Origin of the sequence: uncultured Thioclava sp., from assembly GCF_913064665.1 — a bacterium.
Classification (GTDB): Bacteria; Pseudomonadota; Alphaproteobacteria; order Rhodobacterales; family Rhodobacteraceae; genus Thioclava; species Thioclava arctica.
Genome location: NZ_CAJYBT010000015.1, coordinates 21297 through 34228, shown reverse-complemented (window position 1 = coordinate 34228; position 12932 = coordinate 21297). Strand labels below are relative to the sequence as shown.

Annotated in this window: 13 protein-coding genes and 1 pseudogene; 4 read left to right on the top strand and 10 right to left on the bottom strand. The window is 59.1% G+C overall.

Going from position 1 to position 12932, the window contains the following annotated elements; genetic code table 11:
* The first annotated feature begins 22 nt into the window (after positions 1–22).
* The gene (locus tag QZ571_RS08340) at positions 23–199 is read left to right on the top strand and encodes a hypothetical protein (RefSeq protein WP_295533405.1); all 177 of its coding nucleotides are present in this window, start codon (positions 23–25) and stop codon (positions 197–199) included.
* On the opposite strand, the gene phoB is transcribed toward QZ571_RS08340, so the two are convergent.
* The 10 genes and pseudogenes from phoB to tsaD form a co-directional block, all read right to left on the bottom strand.
* Positions 184–876 (bottom strand): phosphate regulon transcriptional regulator PhoB, encoded by a 693-nt coding sequence (phoB, locus tag QZ571_RS08335; protein WP_295533404.1) that lies wholly within the window; start codon positions 874–876, stop codon positions 184–186. The genes QZ571_RS08340 and phoB overlap by 16 nt on opposite strands.
* Before the next feature lies 1 nt (position 877).
* Positions 878–1579, bottom strand: a complete 702-nt coding sequence (gene phoU, locus QZ571_RS08330) for a phosphate signaling complex protein PhoU (RefSeq protein ID WP_295533403.1) — start codon at positions 1577–1579, stop codon at positions 878–880.
* 10 nt (positions 1580–1589) lie between these two features.
* Complete coding sequence (gene pstB, locus QZ571_RS08325; RefSeq protein ID WP_295533401.1) at positions 1590–2387, bottom strand: phosphate ABC transporter ATP-binding protein PstB; 798 nt, start codon at positions 2385–2387, stop codon at positions 1590–1592.
* A 12-nt stretch (positions 2388–2399) separates the two neighbouring features.
* Positions 2400–3751 (bottom strand): annotated as a pseudogene (gene pstA, locus QZ571_RS08320) (phosphate ABC transporter permease PstA).
* The gene (gene pstC / locus QZ571_RS08315; protein WP_295533399.1) at positions 3748–4956 is read right to left on the bottom strand and encodes a phosphate ABC transporter permease subunit PstC; all 1209 of its coding nucleotides are present in this window, start codon (positions 4954–4956) and stop codon (positions 3748–3750) included. Before pstC ends, pstA begins: the two are co-directional and overlap by 4 nt.
* Before the next feature lie 95 nt (positions 4957–5051).
* The gene (locus tag QZ571_RS08310; protein WP_295533397.1) at positions 5052–6083 is read right to left on the bottom strand and encodes a substrate-binding domain-containing protein; all 1032 of its coding nucleotides are present in this window, start codon (positions 6081–6083) and stop codon (positions 5052–5054) included.
* 453 nt (positions 6084–6536) lie between these two features.
* Positions 6537–6959: an EVE domain-containing protein gene (locus QZ571_RS08305; protein ID WP_295533476.1), complete on the bottom strand. Its 423-nt coding sequence runs from the start codon at positions 6957–6959 to the stop codon at positions 6537–6539.
* Positions 6959–7228: a YciI family protein gene (locus QZ571_RS08300; RefSeq protein WP_295533395.1), complete on the bottom strand. Its 270-nt coding sequence runs from the start codon at positions 7226–7228 to the stop codon at positions 6959–6961. Before QZ571_RS08300 ends, QZ571_RS08305 begins: the two co-directional genes overlap by 1 nt.
* A 1-nt stretch (position 7229) precedes the next feature.
* A complete protein-coding gene (locus tag QZ571_RS08295; RefSeq protein ID WP_295533393.1) occupies positions 7230–8186 on the bottom strand; it encodes an NAD(P)H-dependent glycerol-3-phosphate dehydrogenase in 957 nt (318 codons plus the stop codon).
* Positions 8183–9277: a tRNA (adenosine(37)-N6)-threonylcarbamoyltransferase complex transferase subunit TsaD gene (gene tsaD / locus QZ571_RS08290; protein ID WP_295533391.1), complete on the bottom strand. Its 1095-nt coding sequence runs from the start codon at positions 9275–9277 to the stop codon at positions 8183–8185. The genes QZ571_RS08295 and tsaD overlap by 4 nt, the downstream gene beginning before the upstream one ends.
* 79 nt (positions 9278–9356) lie before the next feature.
* Here tsaD and QZ571_RS08285 point away from each other — a divergent pair, with 79 nt between their 5' ends.
* The 3 genes from QZ571_RS08285 (at position 9357) to QZ571_RS08275 (ending at position 12920) form a co-directional block, all read left to right on the top strand.
* On the top strand, positions 9357–10079 hold the full coding sequence (locus tag QZ571_RS08285; RefSeq protein ID WP_295533389.1) for a uroporphyrinogen-III synthase: 723 nt from the start codon (positions 9357–9359) through the stop codon (positions 10077–10079).
* Between the two features lie 71 nt (positions 10080–10150).
* Positions 10151–11428 (top strand): hypothetical protein, encoded by a 1278-nt coding sequence (locus tag QZ571_RS08280; RefSeq protein WP_295533387.1) that lies wholly within the window; start codon positions 10151–10153, stop codon positions 11426–11428.
* 10 nt (positions 11429–11438) lie between these two features.
* Entirely contained in the window at positions 11439–12920 is a 1482-nt protein-coding gene (locus QZ571_RS08275; protein ID WP_295533385.1) for a heme biosynthesis HemY N-terminal domain-containing protein, read from the top strand.
* The last annotated feature ends 12 nt before the right edge of the window (positions 12921–12932 follow it).

Genomic DNA, 12932 nt, shown 5'->3' with positions numbered 1-12932 from the left:
TTGCGCGGGATCGGGCGACGCGATGATCCTGCAAAATGAAGCTGGTTTTCAGGTGGATGCGGCGTATCTGATCGCCGGACTCGCGGAAGGGTTGGCCGGGGCGGCGGCAGTGCTCAAGGTGATACGCCCCGGCGCTGCCGATGTCATACCGACACGCGCCGAGGTTGATGATTTTATCGCCAATCAGCCCAGCGAATAGCCCGTCCCGCGCACAGTGCGCACAGGATCGGCGCCGCCATGAGTCATCAAAGCCTTGCGCAAACGCCCTACATGCACGTCGATGGTGCGCGTATCGACATAAATATCGCGCCCCCAGACCCGATCCAGCAATTGATCGCGAGTCCAGACTCGACCCGGTTTCTCCATCAGGGTCGAGAGCAAGCGGAACTCAGTTGGCCCTAATTTCAATGGCTTACCGTCTCTGAAGACGCGATGTTCTTCGGAATCCAGCAAGATATCGTCGTAAGTTAGCCGCTCTCCCATCGTCGCAGGGCGCGTTCGACGCAACTGGGTACGCACGCGGGCCATCAGCTCGACCACAGAGTACGGTTTTACTACATAATCATCCGCGCCGGTTTCAAGCCCGCGCACCCGGTCCACCTCTTCCGAGCGCGCTGACAACATGATGACGGGGATGTGGCGCGTCTCGGTATTGGCTTTGACGCGCCGACAAATCTCGATGCCCGAAACATTCGGCAGCATCCAGTCGAGCACGATGAGATCGGGCTTTTCCTCGGCGACCATCAGAAGGGCCTCGTCGCCGTTTTCCGCCATCACAACGCGAAAGCCTTCGGCATCGAGATTGTAGAACAGGACTTCACGCTGGGCGGACTCGTCCTCGACCACCAATACACAGGGCTGCTGGGCGGGCGCCATGTCAGACCTCCGTTTCGATCACGCTGGAAGATTTCGGGCGAGTATCATCGGGCAACTCTCCAGTGACGAGATAAATCACCTGCTCGGCGATCGAGGTCGCATGGTCACCCATCCGCTCGATGTTCTTGGCGATAAAATGCAGGTGCATGCAGGGTGTGATGTTGCGCGGGTCTTCCAGCATATAGGTCAGGAATTCGCGAAACAGCGCATTATACATCTGGTCCACTTCAAGATCGCGCGTGCGCACGTCGCGGGCCAGATCGACATCGCGTTGAATATAGCTGTCGAGCGCGTCTTTGAGCATCGCTTCGGTCGCTTGTGCCATGCGCCGGATCGCGGCGGGCGTGCCATTGATCGGCGGGCTGTCGAGCAGAACCTTGGAGCGCTTGGCGATATTCTTGGCGTAATCGCCGACCCGCTCAAGGCTGGCCGAAATCTTGATCACCGAAAGCGCAACCCGCAGATCGCGGGCGGCGGGGGCGCGCAGGGCGATCAGGCGCGCGGCCTCTTCGTTGATTTTCTCTTCAAGCTGGTCGACGGCGCGATCACGTTCGCGCACAGTTTTGGCCAGATCAGCATCGCGGGTCTCAAGTGCGCGCGCGCTGTTAAGGATCTGCTCTTCGACGATTCCGCCCATCTTCACGACGAGGGCCTGAACAGCCTCTAGGTCGCGGTCAAATGCGGAAAGGATATGGTCGCTCATGCCTGCCTCCTTAGCCGATCCGGCCGGTGATATAACTTTCGGTCCGGGGGTCGGTGGGATTTGTGAAAATTTTGTCTGTATCGCCGTATTCCACCAAATGTCCGAGGTGGAAGAAGGCGGTTTTCTGACTCACCCGGGCAGCTTGCTGCATCGAATGGGTCACGATGACGACCGAATAATTGGTCCGTAACTCGTCAATCAATTCTTCAACTTGCGCCGTGGCGATCGGATCAAGCGCCGAACAGGGCTCATCCATCAGCAACACCTCGGGTGAGGTGGCAATTGCGCGCGCGATGCACAGGCGTTGCTGCTGTCCGCCCGAAAGCCCGGTGCCCGGCGCGGTCAGGCGGTCTTTCACCTCGTTCCAAAGGGCGGCCTTGCGCAACGAGGCCTCGACGGTCTCGTCCAGTTCGGCGCGGTTCCGCGTCAAGCCGTGGATCTTGGGGCCATAGGCCACGTTGTCATAAATCGATTTCGGGAAGGGGTTGGGTTTTTGAAACACCATCCCAACCTTGGCGCGCAACTGCACCGGATCGACGCGGCGGTCGTAAATATCCTCGTTATCCAGCAGGATCTCCCCGGTGACCCGGCAGATGTCGATCGTGTCGTTCATCCGGTTAAGGCAGCGCAGAAAGGTCGATTTTCCGCAGCCTGAAGGGCCGATAAACGCGGTCACGGTCTTGTCGAGAATATCGACATCGACATCTTTGATGGCGTGGTTTTCGCCATAGTAGACCTGCACGTTGCGCGCGGTGATCTTGTTTTCGGTGGCGTTCACAGCTCTCTCCGTCAATGTCATGTCGTTCATGGCTGCGTCTCCTTACCAGCGGCGCTCAAACTTGCGGCGCAAAATGATCGCGATGATGTTCATGCTCAGCAGAAAGACCAGCAAGATGATGATACCGCCCCAAGCGCGTTCGTAAAATGCCGGGTCTGCGCGCTTGGCCCATTCATAGATCTGCGCGGGCATCGCTGAGTTGGGCGATACGAAGCCGTCGATAAAGCCATCGGGGGTGTTTGTCGCGACATAGCCCACCATCCCGATCAGCAAAAGCGGCGCGGTTTCCCCAAGCGCCTGGGCCAAGCCAATGATCGTGCCGGTAAGAACGCCGGGCATCGCGAGCGGCAGGACGTGGTGGAACACCGACTGCATTTTGGACGCGCCAACGCCCAGGGCCGCATCGCGGATCGAGGGCGGCACCGCCTTGAGGGCAGCGCGGGTCGAGATGATGATCGTGGGCAACGTCATCAGCGTCAGCACCAGACCACCGACCAGTGGGGCGGATTGCGGCAGATGGGCGAACTGATGAAGACGGCAAGGCCGAGGATACCGAACACGATGGAGGGCACTGCAGCGAGATTGGAGATATTTACCTCGATCAAGTCGGTGAAGCGGTTTTTCGCAGCGAATTCCTCAAGATAGATCGAAGCGGCCACCCCAATGGGCAGAGCCAGCACCAGAACCACCAGCATCATGTAGAACGAACCCAGCATCGACACGCCAAGCCCCGCCTGTTCGGCGCGCGAATCCGAGGCGTCAGAGCCGAATATGAAATTCCAGTTGAAGCCTTTGTGAACTACGCCCGCTTTGAGAAGCGCGTCGGTCAGATCAAGCTGCGCGACATTGATGTTCTTGTCCTTGGCGATTTCATCGCGATGCACGCGGCCCTTGAGATAGCCATCGACGCGTGAGGACGCGAGGATTTTGAAATCGACCGTTTGTCCAATCAGCGCAGGATCGGCGAGCACCTGGTCACGCACCTGAGCCGCTGCTGAGGCCGATATCAGGTTCTTGAGCTCTTTAGCTTTGCTCAGATCAGTCTCTAATCCAGCCTTTTCCACAACTTCCAGCAAGCCCTTCTGGATCAGCGGGGCATAGGTGAACGTGGTCGCCTTTTTCAGATCTGCGGGGTCACGATTGCCCTTTTTGTCGATCTTGGCGGGATCAAGATAGACTGGCACGTTGATAAAAGTCTGTTGAAAGGCCGACGCACCGTTGAGAATGATTGTGGTGAGCAGCAACACCAGAAAGGCCAGTCCAACACTGATCGCTGCGATACCCATCACCTTGAATCGGGTCTCAGAGGCGTTACGGCGTTTGGTGCGCGTATCTAGCTGATGCAGCGAACGGGCGGCCGGTTTCTGCGGTGCGGAATGGGTCGCGTCACTCATTCGTATTGCTCCCGATATTTGCGCACGATCCAGAGCGCGAAGATGTTGAGGCAAAGCGTGATCACAAAGAGGGTCATTGCCAAAGCAAAGGCCACCAACGCCTCGGGTGAGGCGAAATCGGCGTCGCCGGTCAACTGGCTGACGATCTTGGCGGTGACGGTGGTCATCGCGTCAAACGGGTTGAGCGACAGACGCGCCGCAGCCCCGGCCCCCAGCACCACGATCATCGTCTCGCCAATGGCGCGCGAGGCGGCAAGCAGGATAGCGCCCACGATGCCGGGAAGGGCCGCAGGCAGGATCACTTGTTTGATCGTCTCAGATTTCGTCGCACCCAGGCCATATGAACCGTCGCGCAGGCTTTGCGGCACGGCGTTGATGATGTCATCAGACAGCGACGATACGAAGGGGATCAACATGATGCCCATCACGAGGCCAGCGGTCATCACCGCGGTGCCGGCATGCATCCAGCCGTTTTCGGCAATCGCCGCCGTCGGGCCATTGGGGCCGAAAATCGACATCAGGAAGGGGCCAACGGTAAGCAGCGCGAACAGACCATACACGATGGTCGGGATCCCCGCGAGCACCTCGAGCAGCGGCTTGACGATGCTGCGCACCGGATGTGAAGCATATTCCGAGAGGTAAACAGCGGCATAGAGCCCAATCGGCACGGCGACCAAGAGCGCGATAAACGAGATGTAAAGAGTGCCCCAAATCAGCGGCAGAATGCCCAGATCAGAGCCCCCACCAAAGCTGGGCGTCCAGTTCATCCCAAGGAAGAAGTTTGAGGCGGGATAGAGGCCGAAAAACTCTATCGTGTTGAAAATAAGCGACAACACAATGCCAACGGTGGTGAGAATCGCAACGCTTGCTGCAGCAATCAGCAGGGCGCGCACCCCGGCTTCGACAGCATTTCGCGCGCGAAAGTCTTGGCTGATCAGGCGCAGGCTTATGGCAAAGCCGACCAGTGCCGCAAGGATCGTCGCGCCAGCCAAGAGGAGGCTTGAGGCTTGCAAAGCCAAAAGTAAAACCAACATGATCAAGGCCGGTATAAAGCTCGCCATTGCAATCAGCGCGCCTGCGTAAAATGGGAGCGAATGCAAAAGGCGCCGATCCCCGCCAACGGATCTCAGGGCTTTCGCGCGCCCCATCGCAAAGCCTGTCACAGCCAGCGCCAGCATGATCGCGATGATCCAGAAAACAGGCATGAGCCTCGCCTTTGTTTTGGAAAATGTCCTAAAAGGAAGGTGGGGGCGACGAAATATGCCGCCCCCAGAGCCGCATCATAAGATGCAGTGCTTGATTACTTCATGGTCACTTCGTTGGCGACAGCGTCTTGAACCTTGGTGAGTTCCGGGTCGGACACCAAACCGTATTGCGCCAGCGGGCCATCGGGGCCAGCCATGTCGTCAGAGACGAAGAATTCAGCATAGTCCTTGAGACCGGGGATCTCGCTGATATGCGCTTTCTTGACGTAGAAGTAGAGCGGGCGCGACACCGGGTAGCTGCCGTCGGCGATGGTCGCCGTGGAGGGCGCGATACCCGACATGGTTGCCACTTTCAGCTTGTCGGTATTGTTCTCGTAGAAAGCGAGACCGAACACACCAACCCCATTGGGATTCGAAGCGATCCGCGCGAGGGTTTCGGTGTAGTCGCCGTCGATATCCACAGCCTTGCCGTCGGCGCGCACTTTCATGCAGGCTTTCGAGGCGGCTTTGTCGTCCATGCCCTCGGCCTTGTAGGCTTCGAACGCGCCGGTGGCTTCGCAGCCAGCTTCGAGAACTTTTTCTTCAAAGACTTCACGGGTGCCGTGCTTGGTTCCGGGGATGAAGGCCATGATGTCGGCATCGGGGAGGTTCGCGTTGAATTCGTTCCATTTGCCGTAGGTGTTGTCGACGAGCTTGCCGTCTTTCATCACCTTGGCGCCAAGCGCGTTATACAGGTCAGCGGGCACGAATGTGGTGAAGTCCGGGCCATCTTTTTGGCTGGCAAAGACGATGCCATCATAGCCGATGCGGACTTCCATGATGTCTTTCACGCCGTTTTCAGCGCAGGTCGCAATCTCTTTGTCTTTGATTTTGCGCGATGCGTTGGCGATGTCGATCGTGTTTTCGCCTACGCCTTCGCAGAAGCGCTTAAGGCCGGCCGAAGACCCACCGGATTCTACGACCGGGGTCGGAAAGTCGAAGTTTTCGCCAAAGGCCTCGGCCACGATCGACGCGTAGGGCAGTACGGTCGACGAACCAGCGATTTGGATGTTGTCGCGCGCAAGCGCTGCGCTGCCTGAAGCGGCGAGGATCGCTAGGGCGGAAGCGGTGAGGGTCACGGATTTCATTTGTTACTCCCAGAGTTCAGTTGCGGGCCTTTGCGGCCTTGTTGGCGTCCTATTGGGCTTGCGTGACGCTTATGCGAAGGAAATGTAACAGTCATGTGACATTACACGCGAATGTGAGCGTGACGCAAAGGGCGGGGCCGACTTGCTCACGAATTCGCGAGCGATTCCAGCTATTTGATGGGGGTAAAATCTTTTTCACGACACAAGTGGTGTGATGTCGCAGCACAAGGGTTAATGAAGTATTGACGTTAACGCATTGTAATTGCTTGTATTTTCATGATAGTAAGCTTGCCTTGAGGCGGATTTGTCCGTAAACCTATCTCACCGGCCAGGATGGCCAGACCCGAGATACAGTTTCACGTGTGGTGCGTTAGGGGAGCACGTGGGTGACGGAGGGTTCTGGTAGGGGTGCCGGAACCCTCTTTGTCTTTTCAAAGAGGGCGTCAGTGATTCCTATTCGGGATCCACGCCACCTAGATCGCAGACGATCTTCCACTCTTCTTCGGTCACTGGCTGCACCGAAAGCCTCATCGAAGTAACGAGCGACATTTCTGATAGGCGCGGATCGCCTTTGACTTCGGCGAGCGTCACCGGGCGTTTGAACGGTTTTACCGCCTTGATATCAACGCAGTCCCAGCGCGGGTCATCCGTTGTGCTGTCGGGATGGCTGAGGGCGCAAACCTCGACAATGCCGACAACCTCTTTGCCGATATTGGAATGATAGAAAAAGGCGCGATCGCCGATTTCCATCTCGCGCATGTTGTTGCGCGCCAGATAATTGCGGATTCCGTCCCATTCTTCGCCCGCGTCGCCCTTGGCGACTTGTTGATCCCATGACCATTTGTTGGGTTCGGATTTGAACAGCCAGTAGCGCATCAGCCCACCACCTTTTTCCATTCCTGAATGCTGACATCGGCGAAAAGCCCGGCCTTGGCGTAGGGGTCATTCGCAGCCCAGTCTTGCGCGGCTTCAAGACTGTCGAGCGCGAGAATCACGAGAGAGCCACACATCGCGCCCGCCTCGATGAACGGTCCGGCCATGAACACCACGCCTGTTTCAGCGATATAGGCGAGGTGGGCGTCGCGGTTTTCCTTGCGAATATCGAGTGCGCCGGGTTTGTCGCGGCAGATCAGGGCAAAATACATTTCATTCCTCTTTCAAAGGGCGCGCAAGCAGCGCTTGAACCGCGTCGTTTACGCTGATTTTCTGTTCTGTCAGGGCCGTCACCATGGCAGCGATCGGCATCTCGATATCGCGGCTTTGCGCCAGTTTAGAGACTGCTTTGGCCGTGGCTACCCCTTCCACCGTGATCGTTTGATCGAAGGGTTCGTTCGCACCAAGCGCATGGCCTAGCTTAAAATTGCGCGATTGGCTTGAGGTGCAGGTCAATACCAGATCTCCGAAACCCGAAAGGCCCGAAAGCGTTTCGGCCCGCGCGCCCAACATCAACGCAAAGCGCAACATTTCGGCAAATCCGCGGGTCATCAACGCGGCGCGCGCGGAATCGCCAAGGCCTGCACCAATCACGGTGCCCGCCGCGATGGCATAGACATTTTTCAACGCTCCACCCAGCTCTGCGCCGGTCGTGTCCGTTGTGCGATAGAGGCGCAAATTTGGCGTTGAAAGTGCGGTCTGCAAGCTCTGCGAATGATCGGTGCAGGCAAGCGTCAACGCCGTTGGCAGGCCACGCGCGATATCGGCGGCAAAGCTTGGACCTGTCAGAACGGCGGCGCGAGCGCCGGGGCAATGAGCGCGGATCAGGCCAGTCGGGCCTTGGCCCGTCGCGATATCAATGCCCTTCGAACACGACACCAGCGTTTTGCCGCCAAGCTTTTCGGCATGGGTCTTTAGGAAATCTCCCATTTGCTGCATCGGCATCGCTAACAGCAGCGTGTCAGCGGCAAGACATAGCGAAAGGTCTGCATCTATCGAAACGTTTTCGGGCAAATCCACCCCCGGCAATCTCCGGGCGTTGGTTCGCGTCGCCTGCATTTGGCGGGCATGCTCGCCATCGCGCGCCCAAAGCGTGACGGGGCCGTTTTGGGCAAGGCTGATGGCGAGCGCGGTACCAAAAGCGCCCGCTCCAAGAACTGAGATGCTCATGCCTTGGCCCCTTTCTTTCCCGATCCCAACAACGCTGGTGCAGTTTTATCAAGCGGCCAACGCGGGCGCGCCGCCAAGTCCATCCCATCGCGCGCACCTGCGCGAAAACGCTCAATTCCAGCATAGGCGATCATCGCCGCATTATCGGTGCAAAGCCGCAAGGGTGGGGCGAGGAATTGTGCGCCGAATTCACCGCAAACTGTCTCTAAACTGGCGCGAATAGCCGTGTTGGCCGCCACGCCCCCTGCGACCGCCAAGGCAGGATGCTGGGGTGCGCTCGTCAGATATTCGCGCAAGGCCCGGCGGGATTTCTCGGCCAAGACATCCGCCACGGCCGCCTGAAACGAGGCGCAGAGATCGGCACGTTTCGTGCGCGGCAGGCCACCATATTGGGCGATGATTTGATCGCGTGCGCGCAAAACGGCGGTCTTGAGACCGGAAAAGGACATATCACACCCCGGCCGGTCCAAAAGCGGGCGCGGTAACGAGATCGCTTTGGGATCACCTTTGGCTGCTTCGGCCTCGACCGCAGGGCCACCGGGTTGGGGCAGGGCCAGCAGCTTGGCGACTTTGTCAAAGGCCTCGCCAGGGGCATCGTCAATGGTGCCGCCCAGACGTGTGAACTCTTCGGGGCCCTTCGCGATCAGAAACTGGCAATGCCCACCTGACACCAACAGCATCAGATACGGAAACGGCAGATTATCCGTGAGACGCGGCGTCAGCGCGTGGCCAGCAAGATGGTTCACGCCAATCAGCGGCAAGCCGGACCCGGCGGCAAGACCCTTGGCGCACATCACGCCCGACATCACCCCACCAATCAGGCCCGGCCCGGCGGTAACTGCGATCCCATCCAGACCATCCAGATCAATTCCGGCCTGTTCCAGTGCCTCTTCGACGCAAAGATCAAGCTTTTCAGCGTGGGCGCGCGCGGCGATTTCGGGAACGACGCCTCCGAACGGGGCGTGCAGCTCGGTCTGGCCTGCGACGACGGAGGATAGGATTTCATTTCCATCGGGCGTGCTGCGCACCACAGCGGCGGCTGTGTCGTCGCAGCTGGATTCGAGGCCGAGGAATGTAAGCGTCTGTGTCATCGGGGCCGATGTTGCGTGTGCGTTGCTTCGCAGGTAACACCGGGGAAGGGTTCACACAATCCCGAGGCGCATTTGGCAGATGGGTAAGCGTATCGAGAAGCCGATTCTGCTGCTGACGCGGCCGCGTGCCAGTTCCGAGGCGTTTGCCCGGCAATTTCACGCGCGGTTTGGCGCCGATTGGCCCGTGCTCATCTCTCCTTTGATCGAGATCGACCCTTTGGATGGGGCAATCCCGCCAGCCGAAGCGCTGATTTTTACGTCCCAACATGCGGTGCGTGTCTTTGCCGAGCGGGAAGATGCGATGGGGCGCGTCGCTTATTGCGTTGGCACGCGCACGGCGCAGGCGGCGCGCAAAGCGGGGTTTCATGCGATCGCAGGTGAGGGTGGTGCCGAGGCGCTGATACCGGTGATCAAGGCAACGTATTCCGGGGAAAGACTGCTTCACGCACGTGGTGAAGAGATCGCGTTTGATCTCGCAAAAGCGCTCGATTACGCCGGAATAGAGACGAATGAGATCGTTTTATACCGACAAGTGTCAGTCCCGCTATCGCCGGATGCGCGCGCTGCATTGCGCGGAGAGACGCCGCTATTGATACCGATTTTTTCACCAAATAGTGCGCGGGCCCTCACCAAGGCACTGCCTGATCATCATGCGCCGCTATTTGTCGCAGCGATCAGCGCGGCAGTAGCTGATATCTGTCAGCCCTCTATATATGATCTGATTGAAGTTGCGCCGACAGCGGATGCGGTTGGGGTGTTGGAGGCCCTAAACCGTTTGCTGCGCGCGCAGATGGCGGGTTGAGCCGGGGGCAGCACCTCTCTAGATTGACTATATACCGCGAAATTTCGGCGCGAATCTGGAGGGCGTGGCCAATGGCAAAACCAAGAACTCGGAAACCAAAATCCGAGGAGCAGCCAGTAGATGGTGTCGAAAACACTTCAGCTGAGAGCGTTGATCCATCATCGGATATCGCGCAAGACACGCAGCCCGCTGGCGTCGATGAGACAGAGCTGGCGTCCGATGTTTCCCAAGACACCAGTGATGCGCCGTCCGAAGCCGTTGTTGAGGCGGATGAAAGTGTTGATCTAGCCCAGACAACTGAAGATGCGCCCGCTGAGGATGCGATCACAACTGCCACGGAAGAGACTGCGCCAGAGGCGCCAGACCCCGAACCCGCAATCTTGCCGCCGCCCGCTGCCGCTCCGGTGAAGCGCGGCGGTTTCATGCCGCTTTTTCTGGGCGGTGTGATTGCTGCGATCGTGGGAGCAGGAGCCGCAATTTACACGCTCCCCAAGCTGCCGCCGCAATTTGCCGCGTGGTTCCCAGCTGCCCCCGAGAGCAGCGCCATTGCCGACATCGACGCAAAACAGAATGCGCTATCGAGTAAGATTGACGCGCTCAGCAGCCAGTTGGCCGCATTGAAATCAGCCCAGCCTCCCGCGCCGGATCTGTCGGGCGTGCAAGGCGCGCTGGACCAGATCGGGTCTGAGGTGCGGGCGAATAAATCGACGCTCGATGATCTGAAAAAGCAGATGTCCGGGTTTGAGGCGTCGGGTGCCGCGGTGGATGCAACGACCAAGGCGCAAATCGAGGCGGTCGCAAAAGCCGCGCAAGATCGCATTGATCAGGCCGAGCAGCAGGCAAAGACGTTGCAAGACCAATCGCAGGCGGCTGCAAAGGCGGCGATGGCGCAAGCGGCGAGTGCGCGGATGAAGGCCGCTCTTGATGCCGGCGCTCCGCTTGATCCGGCGCGGGCTGATTTGCAGGCGGCGGGTGTCTCTATTCCTGCTGCATTGAGCGGGGACGTGCCTACATTGCAATCGCTACAGGCCAGTTTCCCCGAGGCGGCGCGCTTGGCGCTCGCTGCGGCACGCAAGGCGGGTAGCGGGGCGAGTTTGGGCGATAAGCTGGGGGCGTTTTTGTTGACGCAAACGGGCGCGCGGTCTTTGACCCCACAAGCGGGCGATGGCCCAGATGCGGTTTTGTCGCGCGCGCAAGCGGATGTGAATACGGGCGATCTGACAGCGGCCCTGACCGAGATCGCAAAACTGCCCGAGGCGGCGCGACCTGCACTGTCCGATTGGTCCACACAGGCGCAGGCGCGGGTCGCCGCGCTGGATGCGGCCGGCCAGCTTGGCCAGAATCAATGAGGAACCGCAGATGATCTGGACCTTTATAAAAGTTGCCCTGTTCCTTGTCGTCGTGGCTGCAGCCACGCTGGGGGCGTCACATCTGGCGGATATGTCAGGCGGATTGCGGATTTCGACGCTGGGAATGGAGTTCACGCTTGGTCCGTTGCAGGCGGTGATCGCGGCGATCTTGTTGTTTGTGGCGATTTGGTTGGTGATCCGGATCGTGGGGTTCTTGGTGGCGTTTCTGCGCTTTATCTCGGGGGATGAAACCGCGATCAGCCGCTATTTTGATCGCAACCGGGAACGCAAAGGCTATGAGGCACTCGCCGAAGGCATGATGGCTGCGGCGGCAGGCGAAGGGCGGTTGGCACTGTCCAAAGCGGCCAAGGCCGAGCGTTATTTGCAGCGCCCTGAGTTGACCAATCTGCTCACCGCGCAGGCGGCTGAACAGATCGGCGATACGAAGAAGGCCAGCGAAGTTTACAAGCGCCTTCTGGGCGATGATCGCACGCGGTTTGTGGGCGTGCGCGGCTTGATGCGCCAAAAGCTGGAAGAGGGTGACACGACCACCGCGCTGGAATTGGCCAAAAAGGCCTATGCGCTCAAACCGCGTCACCGCGAGGTTCAAGATACGCTGCTGAAATTACAGACGGAAAAAGGCGATTGGAAGGGCGCGCGTGGCGTACTTCAATCCAAGCTGCGCCAAGGCGAGTTGCCGCGCGACGTGCATAAGCGGCGCGATGCAGTGATGGCTCTGCAAGAGGCCAAGGATGTCATGGCTGAAGGTGCGAGCGTTGAGGCGCGTGAAGCAGCGATTGCTGCGGCGAAGTCCTCGCCCGATCTGATACCGGCGGTGGTGATGGCGGCACGGTCTTACATCGAGAAAGACAAGCCCCGCGCGGCAGAGCGTATTTTGCGCAAAGCCTGGGGGGTGCAACCGCATCCGGACTTGGCGGCGGCCTATGCCGCGATCGCGCCTGATGAAGCGCCTGCCAAGCGGCTCAAGCGGTTTGACAAACTGTTGGTGACGCGACCCGAGCACGAAGAGACACGGCTTTTGAAAGCCGAGTTGAACATTTCCGCCGAAGATTTCCCGGCAGCCCGTCGGGCGCTGGGCGATCTGCCCGAGACACATCCCACCGCGCGCGTGCTTGCGATCATGGCGGCGGTAGAGCGTGGCGAGGGCGCGGATGATGCCGTTGTGCGCGGTTGGTTGACCTGTGCGCTGACGGCTCCGCGTGGCCCGCAATGGTGCTGCGATAATTGTCAGAATATCCAGTCCGAATGGACGCCGATTTGTGACAATTGCGGTGGTTTCGACACTTTGAGCTGGCGCGAAACGACACAGCATGCCGCGCCGTTGCCCAATGGGGCCGAGATGTTGCCGCTGATCGTGGGCAAACCTGCATCTGCGCCTGCGTCAGATCCTGAGGAGTCCATCGTGGATGCCGAGGTGGTCGAGGCGAGCGAGCAGATGAGCGCCGAGGACGAAAAGCCAGCAGCAAGCTAAGGTAATTCTTGC

Excerpts from the sequence above, each read along its gene's own strand:
- QZ571_RS08340 (WP_295533405.1), top strand. The coding sequence starts at position 23 with ATGATCCTGCAAAATGAAGCTGGTTTTCAGGTGGATGCGGCGTATCTG.
- phoB (WP_295533404.1), bottom strand. The coding sequence starts at position 876 with ATGGCGCCCGCCCAGCAGCCCTGTGTATTGGTGGTCGAGGACGAGTCC.
- phoU (WP_295533403.1), bottom strand. The coding sequence starts at position 1,579 with ATGAGCGACCATATCCTTTCCGCATTTGACCGCGACCTAGAGGCTGTT.
- pstB (WP_295533401.1), bottom strand. The coding sequence starts at position 2,387 with ATGAACGACATGACATTGACGGAGAGAGCTGTGAACGCCACCGAAAAC.
- pstC (WP_295533399.1), bottom strand. The coding sequence starts at position 4,956 with ATGCCTGTTTTCTGGATCATCGCGATCATGCTGGCGCTGGCTGTGACA.
- QZ571_RS08310 (WP_295533397.1), bottom strand. The coding sequence starts at position 6,083 with ATGAAATCCGTGACCCTCACCGCTTCCGCCCTAGCGATCCTCGCCGCT.
- QZ571_RS08305 (WP_295533476.1), bottom strand. The coding sequence starts at position 6,959 with ATGCGCTACTGGCTGTTCAAATCCGAACCCAACAAATGGTCATGGGAT.
- QZ571_RS08300 (WP_295533395.1), bottom strand. The coding sequence starts at position 7,228 with ATGTATTTTGCCCTGATCTGCCGCGACAAACCCGGCGCACTCGATATT.
- QZ571_RS08295 (WP_295533393.1), bottom strand. The coding sequence starts at position 8,186 with ATGAGCATCTCAGTTCTTGGAGCGGGCGCTTTTGGTACCGCGCTCGCC.
- tsaD (WP_295533391.1), bottom strand. The coding sequence starts at position 9,277 with ATGACACAGACGCTTACATTCCTCGGCCTCGAATCCAGCTGCGACGAC.
- QZ571_RS08285 (WP_295533389.1), top strand. The coding sequence starts at position 9,357 with ATGGGTAAGCGTATCGAGAAGCCGATTCTGCTGCTGACGCGGCCGCGT.
- QZ571_RS08280 (WP_295533387.1), top strand. The coding sequence starts at position 10,151 with ATGGCAAAACCAAGAACTCGGAAACCAAAATCCGAGGAGCAGCCAGTA.
- QZ571_RS08275 (WP_295533385.1), top strand. The coding sequence starts at position 11,439 with ATGATCTGGACCTTTATAAAAGTTGCCCTGTTCCTTGTCGTCGTGGCT.